Source organism: Croceitalea sp. P059 (assembly GCF_031846365.1).
Taxonomy (GTDB): Bacteria; Bacteroidota; Bacteroidia; order Flavobacteriales; family Flavobacteriaceae; genus Croceitalea; species Croceitalea vernalis.
In genome coordinates, this window is sequence record NZ_JAVRHW010000001.1 from 888,557 (window position 1) to 903,630 (window position 15,074).

General features: G+C 35.4%; 18 protein-coding genes. 6 read left to right on the plus strand and 12 right to left on the minus strand.

Features of this window, described 5'->3' with window-relative positions; genetic code table 11:
- Nucleotide 1 precedes the first annotated feature (1 nt).
- Nucleotides 2-433, plus strand: a complete 432-nt coding sequence (gene moaC, locus RM542_RS04005) for a cyclic pyranopterin monophosphate synthase MoaC (protein ID WP_311384422.1) — start codon at nt 2-4, stop codon at nt 431-433.
- Here the strand turns inward: moaC and RM542_RS04010 are convergent.
- Nucleotides 423-1,364 carry an NAD-dependent epimerase/dehydratase family protein gene (locus tag RM542_RS04010; RefSeq protein ID WP_311384423.1) on the minus strand — a complete coding sequence of 314 codons (942 nt, stop codon included), beginning with the start codon at nt 1,362-1,364 and terminating at the stop codon, nt 423-425. The two genes, moaC and RM542_RS04010, sit on opposite strands and share 11 nt — an antisense overlap.
- Before the next feature lie 65 nt (nt 1,365-1,429).
- Between RM542_RS04010 and RM542_RS04015 the strand changes: the two genes are divergently transcribed.
- Both RM542_RS04015 and RM542_RS04020 read left to right on the plus strand, forming a co-directional pair.
- Nucleotides 1,430-1,927 (plus strand): hypothetical protein, encoded by a 498-nt coding sequence (locus RM542_RS04015; RefSeq protein WP_311384424.1) that lies wholly within the window; start codon nt 1,430-1,432, stop codon nt 1,925-1,927.
- On the plus strand, nt 1,917-2,414 hold the full coding sequence (locus tag RM542_RS04020) for a nuclear transport factor 2 family protein (RefSeq protein WP_311384425.1): 498 nt from the start codon (nt 1,917-1,919) through the stop codon (nt 2,412-2,414). Before RM542_RS04015 ends, RM542_RS04020 begins: the two co-directional genes overlap by 11 nt.
- Nucleotides 2,415-2,491: 77 nt before the next feature.
- On the opposite strand, the gene RM542_RS04025 is transcribed toward RM542_RS04020, so the two are convergent.
- The 4 genes from RM542_RS04025 to RM542_RS04040 all read right to left on the minus strand — a co-directional run bounded on the left by RM542_RS04025 (nt 2,492) and on the right by RM542_RS04040 (nt 6,904).
- A complete protein-coding gene (locus RM542_RS04025; protein WP_311384426.1) occupies nt 2,492-3,190 on the minus strand; it encodes a hypothetical protein in 699 nt (232 codons plus the stop codon).
- Nucleotides 3,191-3,318: 128 nt separating this feature from the next.
- Nucleotides 3,319-3,696, minus strand: a complete 378-nt coding sequence (locus tag RM542_RS04030) for a hypothetical protein (protein WP_311384427.1) — start codon at nt 3,694-3,696, stop codon at nt 3,319-3,321.
- A 120-nt stretch (nt 3,697-3,816) separates the two neighbouring features.
- Nucleotides 3,817-4,626: an NAD-dependent epimerase/dehydratase family protein gene (locus RM542_RS04035; protein ID WP_311384428.1), complete on the minus strand. Its 810-nt coding sequence runs from the start codon at nt 4,624-4,626 to the stop codon at nt 3,817-3,819.
- Entirely contained in the window at nt 4,619-6,904 is a 2,286-nt protein-coding gene (locus RM542_RS04040; protein ID WP_311384429.1) for a M28 family peptidase, read from the minus strand. Before RM542_RS04040 ends, RM542_RS04035 begins: the two co-directional genes overlap by 8 nt.
- 120 nt (nt 6,905-7,024) lie before the next feature.
- Here RM542_RS04040 and RM542_RS04045 point away from each other — a divergent pair, with 120 nt between their 5' ends.
- Complete coding sequence (locus tag RM542_RS04045) at nt 7,025-7,495, plus strand: CBS domain-containing protein (RefSeq protein WP_311384430.1); 471 nt, start codon at nt 7,025-7,027, stop codon at nt 7,493-7,495.
- Nucleotide 7,496: 1 nt separating this feature from the next.
- Here RM542_RS04045 and RM542_RS04050 read toward each other — a convergent pair whose 3' ends face one another.
- Genes RM542_RS04050 through RM542_RS04065 form a run of 4 tightly spaced genes read right to left on the minus strand, consistent with a single transcriptional unit; the run spans nt 7,497 to nt 12,079 of the window.
- On the minus strand, nt 7,497-7,844 hold the full coding sequence (locus tag RM542_RS04050) for a hypothetical protein (RefSeq protein WP_311384431.1): 348 nt from the start codon (nt 7,842-7,844) through the stop codon (nt 7,497-7,499).
- A 4-nt stretch (nt 7,845-7,848) separates the two neighbouring features.
- Nucleotides 7,849-8,337, minus strand: a complete 489-nt coding sequence (locus RM542_RS04055; RefSeq protein WP_311384432.1) for a DUF6265 family protein — start codon at nt 8,335-8,337, stop codon at nt 7,849-7,851.
- A gap of 20 nt (nt 8,338-8,357) precedes the next feature.
- Nucleotides 8,358-8,930 (minus strand): pentapeptide repeat-containing protein, encoded by a 573-nt coding sequence (locus RM542_RS04060; protein ID WP_311384433.1) that lies wholly within the window; start codon nt 8,928-8,930, stop codon nt 8,358-8,360.
- On the minus strand, nt 8,930-12,079 hold the full coding sequence (locus RM542_RS04065) for a VPS10 domain-containing protein (RefSeq protein WP_311384434.1): 3,150 nt from the start codon (nt 12,077-12,079) through the stop codon (nt 8,930-8,932). The genes RM542_RS04060 and RM542_RS04065 overlap by 1 nt, the downstream gene beginning before the upstream one ends.
- 160 nt (nt 12,080-12,239) lie before the next feature.
- On the opposite strand from RM542_RS04065, the gene RM542_RS04070 reads away from it, so the two are divergent.
- Both RM542_RS04070 and RM542_RS04075 read left to right on the plus strand, forming a co-directional pair.
- Nucleotides 12,240-12,989: a glucose 1-dehydrogenase gene (locus RM542_RS04070; RefSeq protein ID WP_311384435.1), complete on the plus strand. Its 750-nt coding sequence runs from the start codon at nt 12,240-12,242 to the stop codon at nt 12,987-12,989.
- Nucleotides 12,990-13,021: 32 nt separating this feature from the next.
- Nucleotides 13,022-13,603 carry a TetR/AcrR family transcriptional regulator gene (locus tag RM542_RS04075; protein WP_311384436.1) on the plus strand — a complete coding sequence of 194 codons (582 nt, stop codon included), beginning with the start codon at nt 13,022-13,024 and terminating at the stop codon, nt 13,601-13,603.
- A gap of 1 nt (nt 13,604) precedes the next feature.
- On the opposite strand, the gene RM542_RS04080 is transcribed toward RM542_RS04075, so the two are convergent.
- Genes RM542_RS04080 through RM542_RS04090 form a run of 3 tightly spaced genes read right to left on the minus strand, consistent with a single transcriptional unit; the run spans nt 13,605 to nt 15,036 of the window.
- A complete protein-coding gene (locus RM542_RS04080; protein ID WP_311384437.1) occupies nt 13,605-14,306 on the minus strand; it encodes an SIMPL domain-containing protein in 702 nt (233 codons plus the stop codon).
- 12 nt (nt 14,307-14,318) lie between these two features.
- On the minus strand, nt 14,319-14,741 hold the full coding sequence (locus tag RM542_RS04085; protein ID WP_311384438.1) for a (4Fe-4S)-binding protein: 423 nt from the start codon (nt 14,739-14,741) through the stop codon (nt 14,319-14,321).
- Between the two features lies 1 nt (nt 14,742).
- Nucleotides 14,743-15,036, minus strand: a complete 294-nt coding sequence (locus RM542_RS04090; protein WP_311384439.1) for a GNAT family N-acetyltransferase — start codon at nt 15,034-15,036, stop codon at nt 14,743-14,745.
- Nucleotides 15,037-15,074 lie beyond the last annotated feature (38 nt).

Sequence of the window (15,074 nt, forward strand, 5' to 3'; positions counted from 1 at the left end):
TATGGTAGATATCACACAAAAAAGCAACACCCATAGAACTGCCATAGCGCAGGCAATAGTTAAAGTAGGTTCGCATGAAACTATTAAGGCAATTCAAGAAAAAACCGTTCCAAAAGGGGATGTTTTTGCTATGAGCAAAGCAGCTGGTTTTTTAGGCTTAAAAAAAACTCCTGAACTTTTACCTGATTGTCATCCGCTGCCCATTGAGTATGCGGGAATTCAATATGAAATTGACGGTTTACATATTATTATCACAGTTGAAGTAAAAACATTTTATAAAACAGGGGTAGAGGTAGAGGCCATGCATGGAGCTAGTGTAGTTGCTTTAAACATGTATGATATGCTTAAACCAATTGATAAGGCTATTGAAATTCTTCAAATTAAATTGCTTAAAAAAACTGGTGGTAAGTCAGATATTGGAACTAGTTCATAAGATTTTTCAACATCTCCTTTGTAGTTTTTTCTAAATCAAATTCAGGTTTCCAATTCCAGTCTAATTTGGCTTGATTATCATCAATACTACTCGGCCAAGAATCAGCAATAGCTTGCCTAAAATCTGGGTCGTAACTCATTTCAAACTCCGGAAGATGGGCTTTGATATTAGAGGCAATTTCTTCGGGACCAAAAGTCATAGCTCCTAAATTATAAGACGAACGAATACTAAGTTCTTCTGGATTGGCCTCCATAAGAGATACCGTTGCTCTAATAGCGTCATCCATAAACATCATGGGCAGTATAGTGCCTTCAGCTAAAAAACAAGTATATTTTTTATCCTCCAACGCTTTGTGAAAGATTTCTACTGCATAATCCGTTGTTCCGCCACCAGGCAGTGTTTTCCAACTAATTAAGCCAGGATATCGTACACTACGCACATCAACATCAAATTTTTTAAAATAATACTCACACCATCTTTCTCCTGATTGTTTACTAATGCCATAGACCGTACTGGGTTCCATCAAGGTGTGTTGAGGTGTTTCTGTTTTTGGAGTATTGGGTCCAAATACTGCAATACTTGAGGGCCAAAATATTTTGTCTATCTTTTTGTCTTTAGCCAAATTGAGAACATTGAATAAAGAGTTCATATTAAGATTCCAGGCCCGCATTGGAAACTTTTCTGCTGTTGCGCTTAGCATAGCAGCCATTAAATACACCTCTTCAATTTCGTAATACATGACCACATTTTCTATGGCTTCATAGTCTGTGGCGTCTAATAATTCAAAAGGCCCCGATGCCATGAGGGCATCACTGCCTTCTCTAATATCACTAGCAATTACAGCTTCATTGCCATATTTTTCTCTAAGTGCAATGGTTAATTCGGTACCAATTTGTCCGCATGCTCCAATAATTAAAATAGACTTTTGCATTTAAAAAGAAGTTAATTTAATTGAGCCATAAAGATAGCTTATCCTAAATTGTGTAATTTCGTTTCATGCAGAAATTGTTACTTATTGGTGCTTGTTTTTTGATGCTTTATGGGTGTAAAAAGAAGGAAGGAGAACAAGATGACAATGAAGATGAACTGGTCTTTTTCTCTTTTCAAGATATGCCGAAAGAACAAGAAGTTGATCCGGACGCCAATGAAATTTTATTAAATTGGAAAGAATATCAAGATTTTCAAAGTAGCCTTAATGTCATGTATAGAGCCGCTAATAATGAAGATTTAGCCTTGGCAGTTGAAGATCTGGTAGAGAAAGAACAGGCCTTACAATCAGGAGGATATCCTGAAGTATTTCATAAGCCTCAAATAAAAAGTAGGCAACGCGTATTTAAAACTTACCTCTTAAAATTAAAAGCTAGTATTGAAGATCGTACTGATGTGAATGAACCTATGAGGCAGTTGTTAACTGCTAATAATGCCTGGAGAAATCAGTTTAATGTCATTATCAGTAATAAACTTGACACCAAATTAATATTAGATGAAAATTAGAGTAGCTTTAGTAGTCCTTATTTTTACTTCGGTTTTTGGAATGGGTCAAAAATCTGAAAAAATAAAAGTTAATGAGGTAATTGATGCATGGCATAAAGCTGCTTCCGAAGCAAATTTTGATGCTTATTTTGGATTGATGACTAAAAATGGTGCTTTTATTGGTACTGATGCTACAGAGAATTGGCAGACTCAAGAATTTAAAGACTTTTCAAAGCCCTATTTTGATAAAGGAAGTGCTTGGAGTTTTACATCCTTAGAACGAAATGTTTATCTGAATGAAAATGCAAGCTTTGCCTGGTTTGATGAGCTTTTAGATACTCAGATGAAACTATGTCGTGGTTCTGGAGTGCTTGAAAAAGTAGATGGTAATTGGAAAATTGCTCATTACGTTTTATCTATAGCAGTACCCAATAAAAATGTAAAAGAACTCATTGAAATTAAGAAAGTTTCCGATAGTCTTCTGATTGAAAAAATGAGTACAAATTAAACTGATAATATTCAGCTTTTCCAAATAAAAAAGAGGCCGTTAAGCCTCTCTTTTTTATTTTCTAAATAGTCTTCAACTTAATTTTTTGTAGCTTCTGGACTATTCTTTTTTGTTTCCAATGCTTGCTTGCTTAAACTGGCAAGATTAAAACTAGGATCTATTTTTAAAGCTTCATCCATTAATCCGATAGCTTCATCAATATTGGCTTTGTCATTATTATACACCAATAATCCTTTTAAGTGGTAAAAACCAGCTTTTAAAGATGCTTCATAAGGTTGTTGACGCTCATAAAAAGCATGTTTCATGTCCTCTTTAGCATTAGCTAGACCATATTCAATATTAGTTCCTGCACCTGTTGGGTCACCAGTTAAAATTTTAAGATCTGCTAGTTCATACGCCAAATAAGGATTTGGATTTCGTTTGAACAAAATTTCAAATTGCTCGATTGCTCTTTTTGGTTGGTTCAGGTTTTTAAGGGAAACCGCTTTTACCTGAACAGCAATATCAGAACTATTTGTATCTGTTTCGATACCAATGGTATTAAGGGCCTGCATATGTTGGCCACTATTTAAATAAACATAGGCAAGTGTATCTCTTCTTTCTTGAGAAGGTTCAATTACATTTAAATGAGTTAAAGCATTAATCACTCCATTAATATCACCTTGTAAACGCATTTCATTATAGAATGCCTTGTAATGGGTTAACATGTCACTTTTTGACTGAGCAAATAAAGAAGGTGCCGCCACCAAAATTGCTAGTAAAACTAATTTTTTCATTTTCTATTTTATTTAGAAGTGGCGCAAAACTATAAAAATTTAGCGTATCATATTGTTAAAGAAAATACTACAATACGCTAAAAAAGGTGCAAGAAGCACCTTTTTAAAGTTAAATTGTAAATGTTCGTTTAATACACTGCCACACTATGCGTACCCCTATTCGTATAATCTTGAATTAATTTTGCATAAAACGCTAAACTTTTAGTATCCGTTTCAATACAAGACTTTAAAAAATCATAGAGATTTTTAAAGAAAAGATTCATCGGTAATGTGCTTAAATTAATATTTGCTGTTCTAGGATTATAAGATGTATCATCTAAAACAATATTCATTTTTACACGATGTCTGTGATAATCAATTTTGACATCTGAAGCATTGTAATGTTTTTTAATGATAGACTCATGAAAATCTTGTGTTTTCTTAGTCATATCACCTTTAAAACTATTTCTTGAAATAATTTTTTCTATTTCCATCAAGATTCTAGTTTTTAACCTTGAATTTTCCATAACCAAACTTTTAATAGTTAGTCAAAATTATGTATTATATCGATAAGGCCTTTATTTACAGGCATTTAATTAACATAAAACTCTCTTAATTGTTGTGAAGAAACACTTTATTGTGGTGTGTTAAGAAACAATTGTTGTAAGTAATTGGTGACTTTTAACATAAAAAAGATGGCTTTTAATCGTTTTTTTGAAGATTGTCTGTTCCGTCTTAATAAATTGGGGAGCATCGAGTCCTCTTTTTTCGGCTTCCCGGGTATAATAGTCTTTTTTAGTAGGATGATAAGGATAGACGCCATTAAAAATTGAACCCCAATACGCTTCATTAAGTATAGTCTCTATCATTAAAATGCAATCATCAAGATGTATTAAATTGATAAGTTCACAACCATTTGTTAATCCAGTTCTGCCGGCCAGATGATTTATAGGATGTCTATTCGGACCAATTAAACCTCCAAAACGTATGATAGTAGTGTCAAAACGTTTGTTGGCAAGTAAAAGTTTTTCAATCTGCGCTAACTGTTTGCCTGAATTTGTAATTGGGTTTGGGTTGGTCTCTTCTGTAATGTCACCTTCTACTGCTCCATATACCGAAGTGCTGCTTACAAAAAGTACGTTATCAATCTTAGAATCTTCAACATGCCTTAAAAGCATTTCAATGCGTTTTATAAAACTCCCGTTTCCAGTTTTTCGTAACCCTGGCGGAATATTGACAATAAGCACCTCTAATTCCTGTAAAAAACTTGTGATGTTGCCTTCAACTTTTTCTTCTGTTAGTTTAATTTGATAAGGTGAGATGCCTAAATTTTCAAGCACTTTAAACTTATCCGTTGAGGTAGTTGACCCCTTTACTTGATGACCTTTTAAAACTAAACTTTGAGCCAAGGGTTGACCTAACCAACCACAACCTAAAACTCCAATTGTTTTACTCAAAAGCTATTTTTTTAATTATTAATGTTGCATCATTTAAGACAAAAGGCATCGGAATACTGCTTTTTGGACGCTGAGGTACTGAAAACTGACTATTATCCAATAAATCATTGGAAGCTTCATATAAAGTAAGTTCTAAAGCTTGGTCTTTCTGAAATTCAAGTTCGAGCTCAGTATAGTCATTATTACTGACATAATGTGTGATTAACTTACCATATCTTCGGTTTTCCAAATAAAATTCTGAAAGCTCAATACCATTAACCGATGCTTTTTCTAATTCAATGTCATTGGTAAATACTTCTAAACGATTAATGGGTCTTTTTGGAGTAATACACAACGAAATAATTCGCTTATCACCTTGAATAGTATCTGTTGTGATGATAGTTTCTGGCAGGGCCAAAGCTTTGGTTGGAGCTACGGAAGTATATGTAAAGCCGGTGCTGTATTTACTACTAATAGTTTTATTTAAAGTTTTCTCAGCTAAAGGCTCTTCATTATTTTCTAAATACTGTGAGTTCCAATCAATCAACACGTTATCGTAGGTAGCCCATTTCGCTTTATTAGTATCCGCATCATAAACATATAACAAACTACTTGGTTTTGGTCTTTCTTCATTAAATCCTGAATTGATATGAGCCCCAATACTAACCATGGCAAATAGCAAAAATGATACTACTGCAAAACGCAGTTTATGTTTGGTCAGCCCTAATAAAGGCAATAGAAAAAAGTACAAAAGGGTAACAAAAATAGTCGCTGCTACCATCATTCCTAATCCTAAACCAACCGGAAACATTTTGATAAACGGTGCAAAAATAAAAAGAGCAGGGAGGGCTAAGAACAATAATAAGAATGGATTTGGTTTCTCTTGGTTAATAGTCACCATAAATGCTGCTAAAAGACCAAATAAAGGGACAATAAAAAAGCTTGCACCTTGAATATAGACAGCTACGAGTCCACAAATTACTATCCACAATGTTATAGGAGCAACGAGCAGGTTAGGGGTGGAAGTTTTTCTAAATCTATTATAAACAAAAAAACAAACTCCAAGCGCAAATAGAGAGAAAGCTAGAATATAAGAGTGTCCATTATATGTGAATCCGTGGAGCATATCTTTAAAACCTGGATACCACCATTTTAATGCGGTCCAACTGAAATAACCAAAAGCTCCGTTAAAAGCAACCGACAAAAGCATTGGAACAAACCCTTTAAGCATAAGGTTTATTTTAAGAGATCTTTTCTTAATTCCCACTACAATTAGAGTTAGGAACAGAATAATTGTTAGGGCAAACATTGGCCATATCCAATCATATGGATAAGATACTAATTTGAAGTAAGGAAGATTGAAATACACATCATCATTCAAACTTTTCAAAGCTGTTAAATCACTTTCACTAAAATGGTTTAACAACGGAATTAAATAGCTTCCTTGATGCGCCAATGTATTACGATCAAGTCTTTCATAAGTATCAAGAGCTGTGTGGTAATCAAAATGGTCATCAATAAAAGCAAAATTAAACCCTTCAATATCGGCATCTTCTCTAAAAACAGTTAGATCCGTATCATTAGGCAGCATTTTGTAAATACTATAGGCTAAAGAATTCGCTACGGGGTAATCGGGCTTGGCCTTAGAAAATTCTTTAATTAAAGTACTATTGCCTCTATTGGTTTCAATGAGCATATAGCTCGGCCCGCCACTACCGCGAGCTTCAAAGTTTAAAACCAATCCTACATTTTTAGTCCAAGGATGTTCTTTAACGAAGAGGTCTGCACCATTCAGCCCTAACTCTTCAGAGTCAGTTATTAAAATTATTATATCATTTTTTGGAATTTTGTTCTCTGCCATAAAGGCTCTTATGCCTTCAAGAATAGTCGCTACACCACTACCAGCATCACTGGCACCAAATGACGAATGCGGACTACTATCATAATGTGATAATAAGACCAATGCTTTACCTGCTTCAGTACCCTTTATTTTAGCGATGATATTTGTCGCTTTACTTAAATTACCCCAATCTCCGGCCGTATACCCTTCTTGAGTGGTGGTTTTAAGGCCCATTTTGCTGAGCTCTCCAATGATGTAGGCTGCTGCTCTTTCATGACCTGGAAATCCAACGCCGTGTGGTTCCAGTGACAAATTTTTCACATGACTAAGTGCACGGTCCACAGAGAAGGAAGTACGTTCAATTTCTTCGCCAGCTGAATAAGTTGGCATGAGTGACTTAAAGCTCCAATACACAGCAATTATGGCAAGGAAAAGACAAACGGTTCTAGATAAGTTCATTTTTTTTGAGTTGGTACATAAATGTATAAAAATATAAGGAGTTCGCAGGTTATAGGCTCTAAAATTAAATTATTCGTAAAAATTCACTATATTAGGTAATCAACCTTCAATTTAAATACTATGGGAATCAAGAGTTTTCAAGGGGCCAGAGCAAAGGTCGATTCAAAAAAAGATTACGATGCGCCAATTTTGGTTTCTGACTATATGACTAGAAAATTGGTAAAGTTTGCACCTGACCAATCAATCCTAGAAGTTATGGAGGCCTTTGCCAAATATAAAATTTCTGGAGGACCCGTAATGGATTCCAATGGTTTTTTAGTTGGTATTATTTCTGAAGCAGATTGTATGAAGCAGATTTCCGAAAGCCGTTATTTTAATCAACCAATACTTGATAAAAGTGTGGAACGATTTATGACTAAAAACGTTGAGACCATTCCTCATGATATGAGCATATTCGATGCTGCGGGTGTTTTTGACAGACATAATCGAAGACGTTTACCCGTTATGAAAGATGATATTTTAGTTGGCCAAATAAGTAGAAAAGATATTGTCGTTGCTGCCTTAAAATTGAGTGGGCAGAATTGGAAGTAACTTATTCCCTTTTTACAATCATATAATAATCATTATCTAAAGGAAGATATCCTAAGTCATAGACAAAAAAATAGGTGCTTCCTTTTTTTGTGGTGTAGAGGTTGGTAATATATTCAAAGTCAAAACCTTTATCCATTAAACGGGTTTTGGTAGTTCTGGTTTTTCCTTCTTTGAGTTCAAAACTATCTAGAATTCTATAATTCTTACGCAGCCTATTGTTCACATTTCGAACGAGACCTTTACTGTCTTTATTCAGTTTGTTATTATGCGCGTTGCGACAATAATCTGAACAGAATTTTTTATCAGCACGTCCTTTAATTTCAGTATCACACTCCAGACATAATTTCATGGTGCTACCGTTTTTTATAATTAAAAACTACTTCATTACTAGTGCCGTCTTCATTGCCGATTAGGCCATAAATATTTATTTCGTTGGCACTTACATTTTCAAAAGTAAAGCCATCAAAATAGACTCGATTACCTTCTGCTTTAATGAATTTGAATTGCTGAACCTCATCCTTTTCTTCCCAACCATGTAAGTCCGTATCAAAATGCTTTAGCTCAAAAATTAAGCTGTTTTCTAGCTCTCTTATATGTCCTACTTCGTAAAAAGTAACTTTACCTTCAACTAAATGACGAAAAACGAACATCATGGAACCTCCAACCGCAGGACTCCAAATTTCTTCAGTTACTCCTCCGAAAGCAGTTCCATACCAGTGACCTTCCATAAAAGAAACCAAAGCAATTTTGGCTTCTGGAGATTGCTTACCATTTAATTGAAGCGTATTTTGACTTTGAGCAATAAAAAAATTAAAGAGTAAAATTGAATATAAGAGTCGCATAACTTATCCTTGGTTTAGTTCTAGACAATTACAATATCGTATTTTTTCAATAAACCAATTAATTCTTCTTTACTGAATTTGGTCTTTTTTAAAGAGTTTATTTCAGGGTTAATATTAAAATTAAAGGCATTTGAAAGATCGGCTTTATCAAGAATACTGTTTTCGAATAAGGTATTATCTAAGTTGCAATCTGTAAAATTTGATGAGGTCAAATCTGTTGAAGTAAAGTCTGCTTGACTCAAATTACAACCTGAAAAATCAGTTTTTTGTAAACTCAACTCATAGAAAATCGCTAGGGTCAAGTTACATTGCGAAAATGCTATGGTCAGAAAGGTTGTCTCAGATTTATCGAAAGATACACCAACCAATTTACAAGATTCAAACTGAACATTATTCCAAATCGTATTCGCAACATTAGTATTACTTAAGTCGCAATCTTTAAAAGTACAATCAACAAAGTTTTGATTATCTAAATAGCCATTTTGGAATTGACACCCTTCAAAAACACATTCTTCATAATCGGCTTTAGCTAATGGGTTTTGATGGAATTTTTCATTTTTAAAATGGGTGTCGGCCACAAATGGCTTATTCATTATTCTTCATTTAAAATTAAAGCTGGCAAATCTAACGATTTGAACAATTGATTATAGTCGTTCATCTCTTTGCCAACAATGGCATTTTTCTCATTCTTATAAGTTAACCAATCGGCTAATAAATCTTTAAGACGCTCTTTAGCTCCTTTGGTCACTTTCGGTTCAGCTACATCAACAAAACCTTTTAAATGTAATAAATCTGCATTCAATTGATTATTGAAATTGATGACATCCTGAAAGGTTTTTTGGTTGGGTTGGATTAGGTTCTCTTCCCACGCAGTGATTCGCTTTTCAAGCTCCTTACCTTTCTTTAGTAACTCGTCGGCGCCGTCGTTGTCATTGAGTAATTTTTGATAGTTTTTCAGTTGCATTTTTGCGGAACGCATTTGGTTAACTGCATCATGTATTTCTTTAACTGTGTTGTCAATAGTGCTTAATACCTGCTGCTGTTCTGCATAATCATCATTTGAAGCTTTGATAGATGGATTAGCCAAAACTGTTGCCGTAGTTTCAACCATCTCATCACCTAAAGTCATTCTTATGGTGTAATCACCTGGGCCGACACGTCGTCCTGCTGAATTTCCAAAAACAAAGACTTTTTCTATACTTGGTAAGGCTTCAGTTCTAAAATTCCAGGTAAATCGATTGTATCCTTTTTTGGAAGGTAACACAGATGGTTTTGAAGGTCCTCCAGGCCAAGATTTAAAACCTTTTGGTTTTTGATTGGTATAACTACGAATAACCTCTCCGTTTTGTAAAACTTCTAATTTAAGTTCTATTGAATCTAACTTTTTAGGAAGGTAGTAATCAACAGTTACACCTGATTTTGGATTTTGTCCTAAACCAGGAACGGGTTTATCTTGGCTGCCACCAAAAATTCGATAACTCGCTTTAGGTTGTACAATTTTAAGTTTTTCTGAGATATCAAAACTATTTTGAATAGCTCCTAAATCATCTAAAATCCAGAAAGAACGACCGGCAGTAGCAACCACTAAATCATTATCTTGAATAGTCAAATCATTAATAGGAACAAGAGGTAAGTTAGACTGAAATTTCTGCCAATTCTGTCCATCATTCATGGAGATATAAAGTCCAGTTTCTGTTCCAGCATATAATAAACCTTTCTTCTTTTTGTCTTCACGAACTGAACGAACAAAGGTGTGTTTGTCCGTTATGCCATTAGTTATTTTCGTCCAGGTTTCACCATAATCAGTTGTTTTAAAAACATATGGTTTTAAATCCATCGATTTATAGCGCATCACAGCAATATATGCTGTTGCTGCATCGTGTGGAGAAACTTCAATACTATTCACAATACCATTTCCAATATTTGGTGGAGTAATGTTTTGCCAATTGGCACCACCATCTTTAGTTACATGTACTAAGCCATCATCACTACCCGCATAAAGTACACCTTGCTCATGCTGAGATTCTACCAAATACATTAAAGTGTTGTAGTTTTCACCTCCGGCGGCTTCATTAGTATACGGTCCTCCGCCAGGGCCTTGTTTGTCCTTTTCATTTCTAGTCAAATCTGGACTTACAACTTCCCAGCTTTGACCACCATCTGTAGTTTTGAAAACGACATTGCCGGCATGGTATATCGTATTTCTGTCATGTGGAGAACTAATGATTGGTGCATTCCAATTATAGCGGTATTTAAAATCTTTAGGAACTTTTCCAAGTCCTAATTCAGGGTATTCCTTAATAGGCTTTCCTTCTCGTGAAGCCTTCACCCATTTTTCAATAATACCTTGATAACAACCTCCATAAACAACTGCAGGATTGTCAGGGTCAAAAGCTAAATAAGCGCTTTCGCAACCTGCAACGGAATACCAATCTTTCCAGTCAATACCGCCGTCATTAGTTCTACTCGCAATCGCAATTGCAGAATTATCTTGCTGCCCACCATACACATTATACGGAACCAGATTGTCGGTAATTACTCTGTAAAATTGAGAAGTAGCTTGGTTTTGTTGTGTACTCCAGCTTCTACCACCATTATTCGAAACATTTGCACCACCATCATTTGAATTAATCATTTTTGAATTGTCCTTGGGGTTGATCCACAAGTGATGATTGTCACCATGCGGAGTGGGTAAGGGCTTAAAAGACTTTCCTCCATCGATAGATTTAGTTACGGGGGCATTAAGTACATAAACTACATTCTCATCTTGAGGGTCGGCAAAGATTTCCATATAGTACCATGAACGTGCGATATTTATACGGTCTTTATTGACCTGCGTCCATTTTTTGCCGGCATCCATACTTTTGTATACTCCGCCTTTATCCCCTTCTGCTTCAATAACAGAAAAAACTATATTAGAATTGGCTCGAGAAACTGAAATTCCTGCCTTCCCGAATTCTTTTGGTAGTCCTTCTTTCAATTGCTTCCATGTTGTTCCTCCATCGGTCGATTTATAAATTCCCGAAGAAGCTCCTCCAGATTCCATGGTCCATGGATAACGGCGATGTTGCCACATGGCCGCATATAAAATTAATGGATTATTCATATCCATTGATAAAGAAGAAACTCCTGTAGTATCATTAACAAAAAGAACACGCTCCCAAGTAGCACCACCATTCAAAGAGCGGTAAACCCCACGTTCTTGTGAAGGACCATATTGGGCTCCTTGCGCCGAAATAAAAATGATATCGGGATTAGTAGGATGGATAATTACATCAGAAATATGTCTCGATTCGTCAAGACCTATGTGTTTCCAAGTTTTACCCGCATCTGTCGATTTGTAAACGCCATCACCCATGGAGGTCATTACACCACGAGCAGCATGTTCGCCCATACCTACAACAACAATATTCGGATTGCTTTCTGCAACGGCGATAGCACCTACAGTACCTGTATTTAGTTGTCCGTCTGAGACGTTGTTCCATGTAATGCCGTCATCCGTAGTTTTATAAATTCCACCACCAACGCTGCCCATGTAGTAGGTCATAGGTTGCCCAACTACCCCAGTAGAAGTAACGCTACGCCCGCCCCTAAAAGGGCCAATATTTCGCCATTTGAGTCCTGAATACAAAGAATCATTTAATACAATATTGGGTGTAGTGTTTTGTTTCTTTTTGCGTTGAGCAGTAGTGCTCAAAGGAATTAAAAATAAAAGCAGTAATACGAGTCGTAAAGTTTTCATGTGGTTGGAATTAGTACTTTGAAAGATACGAAAGCTGGCGGATATGATTAAAAGAATGTTAAAACTAAATTTTTATTTGGAACAATCATTCTGTTATTATTATGTTTGTATTGGAATGAACGTTCTGAAATAGAAAACTAAAAAATATAAATTTAGAATTATGAGAAGATTAGAAAACAAAGTTGCCATAATTACTGGAGCAACAAGTGGAATGGGTTTACAAACTGCTAAGCGTTATTTAAAGGAAGGTGCAAAAGTAGTTTTGACCGGTAGAAGTCAAGAAAAATTAGATGCATTAAAAGGTGAGATACAAGGTGATTATCTTTTAGTAAAGGCTGAAGCAAGCAGTGTTACCGATAGTGAAGAATTGATAAAAACTACAATTAATACTTTTGGAAAAATTGATATCCTCTTTTTAAATGCAGGGATTTTTCGAGTAGAAACTATTGACGGATTGACCGAAGAATTATTTGATGAGGTGTATAACATCAATGTTCGGGGACCTTTGTTCACCGTAAAAGCCGCATATAATGAATTAAATGAAGGTGCTAGCATTATTTTTAACACTTCGGTAACTAATGTAAAAGGTTTCGGAGGTATGTCTGCTTACGCTTCAAGTAAGGCAGCTTTACGTTCGTTGACTAGAACTTTAGCCGCAGAATTTGGCCCTAAAGGTATTCGAGTTAATGCTATTTCTCCAGGTCCAATTGATACGCCAATTTATGGTAAACATAATGTACCTCAAGAGAATATAGATGCTATGGCAGCAAGTTTTCCATCTTTAGTTAGTTTGGGTCGTTTTGGTAATGCAGATGAAGTTGCTAGTACCGCATTGTTCTTAGCATCATCAGATAGCAGTTATATTACGGGTACAGAGATTCCAGTCGATGGAGGATTTGCGCAGGTATAATTTTTACATAAATTTGGAACAAGTATTCCAGTATGCCACGTACCAAACAATTTGATGAGAAAGAAGTATTGAATAAAGCAATGGAACTCTTTTGGGAAAAAGGGTTCCATGCTACTTCAATGCAAGATTTAGTTACACAATTAGGTATTAATAGGGCGAGCCTGTATGATACATTTGGTGATAAAGAAGCTTTGTTTGAAGCTGCTTTTCAATTATACAGACAGACTAATGGTGGTGTCATTCAGGGCCTTTTTGAGACGGAGCCTTCTGTTAAAGAAGGATTTCAAAAACTATTTCAAATGGCCATTGATGAATCGGTACAGGATGGAAACAGAAAGGGTTGTTTTGTAGTGAATACCATTACGGAATTAATACCGGGGGATGAAAAAATACAAAGCCTTCTATTAGAGAATACAATAAATTACGAGAAACTATTTACGGCTTTTGTTCAAAAAGGTATTCAGAATGGAGAAATAAATGCAATTAAAAACCCAAATGAAATAGGGCTGATGCTATATGCTTTATTCAATGGTATTCGTGTATTGGCTAAGGTGGACCCAAATCCTGAAAAATTAAAAAGCATTATGAAATCAGGTCTTTCCGTGTTGGATTGAGCTAATCCATAATTTTGAATTTTACATTTACGGTACTCTCTACACGTATTTTTTCAAAACCGATATCTAAAGGTTCAGGTGAACCAGCATCTTCCATTGCCATCGCTTTCATTCGTATATTAGGTTGATTATAACGCTGGTAATAAGGTTGCGAATTATCTATAATATGAATAGCCATTCCTATTTTTTGTCCTAAAGGTTTGGTCAAGGCATCAGCTTTTAATTTTGCTTTTTTAACCGCTCTGGTTTTTAACTCTAGTTCCAATTCATTCATTTTGGAATACTCCGTTTTTTCCAAATAGGTATTTGCAATATCTAAATCTTCTAATGAGGCCATTACTTTTCCGGCAGTTAATCCATCATAAACCAACAAAGAATATTGTTTACTCTTTAGCACTTCTTTAGAACGTAAAAAGTATTTTTTATAATTGCTTGCCAGATCTTTAATCGTCAATTGTTTGTCGATATCAATTCCTAAACTCTTCAGGCTTTGCGCCATTTTGTTTTCTTGTTCTTCAACAGATTTTCTTCCTTTAGAATCTTTTTCTTGAATGGTGATGCTCAAGTATATTTTATCAGGACTAATAAGGGTATCTACTTTTGCAGATGTTTCTAAATACGGGACGTCTAAAAAGTTTTTGGATTGTGCCATAAGAGCTGAGGTAAAAACCAAGCATATAAAGATGCTATATAATTTTTTCATGGTGTTATTTTATTATCCTTTAAAATCAATTTTATTATGAGTGCCATCGCAATAGGGTTTATTTTCTGAAGCGCCACAGCGGCAAAATGCTGTTGACCGTTTTTTGTTTTCAGAGGTGCCATCGGCAAGCGTGACTTTTAGAAGTCCACTCACTAAAAGCGGACCGTTTTCGACTACGGTACATTCTGTTCCAGCTTTTTCTTCAATACTTTCTTCACCTACCATACTATATGTAAGTGCTGCTGAAGGGCATTTTTCTATTTGTGCCTTTAAGGCCTCAACAGAAGCATTTTCTGCCTTTATCCAGGGTTTGGCGTTTGGGTCATAAACTTCAGGTAATGTTTTTACACAAATTTCAGAATGGATGCATTTTTTTGGCTTCCAGATGACGGTGAGGTCACCGTTCTTGTATTCTTTTACGATTTCTTTTTCCATATTAGGCGATATTTATTCCTTTTAAGACCAATGACTTCCATTCCGGGTGCCGTTTGATGTACATGGCCACAAACGGGCACATGGGAACCAAGGTCAACTCCTTTAGTTTGATGTCTTCCAAAACTAGCTTCACCAGCTTTGAGCCGATGCCTTTTCCTTCTAATTCAATAGGGACTTCAGTATGGGTCAAATAAATTTTGTCCTGAGCTTTGATATATTCAATTCTTGGTATAAGTGAATCAATGTGCAGTTCATACTGTTTATTTGCTTGATTATCAAAAAGTGGGTGTTCCATAGACCATAATAGACTTGCCTAAAGTTAGTTTATTTTTT

What these genes read in the sequence shown, in the direction of transcription:
- moaC (WP_311384422.1), top strand. Translation starts at nt 2, where the DNA reads ATGGTAGATATCACACAAAAAAGCAACACCCATAGAACTGCCATAGCG.
- RM542_RS04010 (WP_311384423.1), bottom strand. Translation starts at nt 1,364, where the DNA reads ATGCAAAAGTCTATTTTAATTATTGGAGCATGCGGACAAATTGGTACC.
- RM542_RS04015 (WP_311384424.1), top strand. Translation starts at nt 1,430, where the DNA reads ATGCAGAAATTGTTACTTATTGGTGCTTGTTTTTTGATGCTTTATGGG.
- RM542_RS04020 (WP_311384425.1), top strand. Translation starts at nt 1,917, where the DNA reads ATGAAAATTAGAGTAGCTTTAGTAGTCCTTATTTTTACTTCGGTTTTT.
- RM542_RS04025 (WP_311384426.1), bottom strand. Translation starts at nt 3,190, where the DNA reads ATGAAAAAATTAGTTTTACTAGCAATTTTGGTGGCGGCACCTTCTTTA.
- RM542_RS04030 (WP_311384427.1), bottom strand. Translation starts at nt 3,696, where the DNA reads ATGGAAAATTCAAGGTTAAAAACTAGAATCTTGATGGAAATAGAAAAA.
- RM542_RS04040 (WP_311384429.1), bottom strand. Translation starts at nt 6,904, where the DNA reads ATGAACTTATCTAGAACCGTTTGTCTTTTCCTTGCCATAATTGCTGTG.
- RM542_RS04045 (WP_311384430.1), top strand. Translation starts at nt 7,025, where the DNA reads ATGGGAATCAAGAGTTTTCAAGGGGCCAGAGCAAAGGTCGATTCAAAA.
- RM542_RS04050 (WP_311384431.1), bottom strand. Translation starts at nt 7,844, where the DNA reads ATGAAATTATGTCTGGAGTGTGATACTGAAATTAAAGGACGTGCTGAT.
- RM542_RS04055 (WP_311384432.1), bottom strand. Translation starts at nt 8,337, where the DNA reads ATGCGACTCTTATATTCAATTTTACTCTTTAATTTTTTTATTGCTCAA.
- RM542_RS04060 (WP_311384433.1), bottom strand. Translation starts at nt 8,930, where the DNA reads ATGAATAAGCCATTTGTGGCCGACACCCATTTTAAAAATGAAAAATTC.
- RM542_RS04065 (WP_311384434.1), bottom strand. Translation starts at nt 12,079, where the DNA reads ATGAAAACTTTACGACTCGTATTACTGCTTTTATTTTTAATTCCTTTG.
- RM542_RS04070 (WP_311384435.1), top strand. Translation starts at nt 12,240, where the DNA reads ATGAGAAGATTAGAAAACAAAGTTGCCATAATTACTGGAGCAACAAGT.
- RM542_RS04075 (WP_311384436.1), top strand. Translation starts at nt 13,022, where the DNA reads ATGCCACGTACCAAACAATTTGATGAGAAAGAAGTATTGAATAAAGCA.
- RM542_RS04080 (WP_311384437.1), bottom strand. Translation starts at nt 14,306, where the DNA reads ATGAAAAAATTATATAGCATCTTTATATGCTTGGTTTTTACCTCAGCT.
- RM542_RS04085 (WP_311384438.1), bottom strand. Translation starts at nt 14,741, where the DNA reads ATGGAAAAAGAAATCGTAAAAGAATACAAGAACGGTGACCTCACCGTC.
- RM542_RS04090 (WP_311384439.1), bottom strand. Translation starts at nt 15,036, where the DNA reads ATGGAACACCCACTTTTTGATAATCAAGCAAATAAACAGTATGAACTG.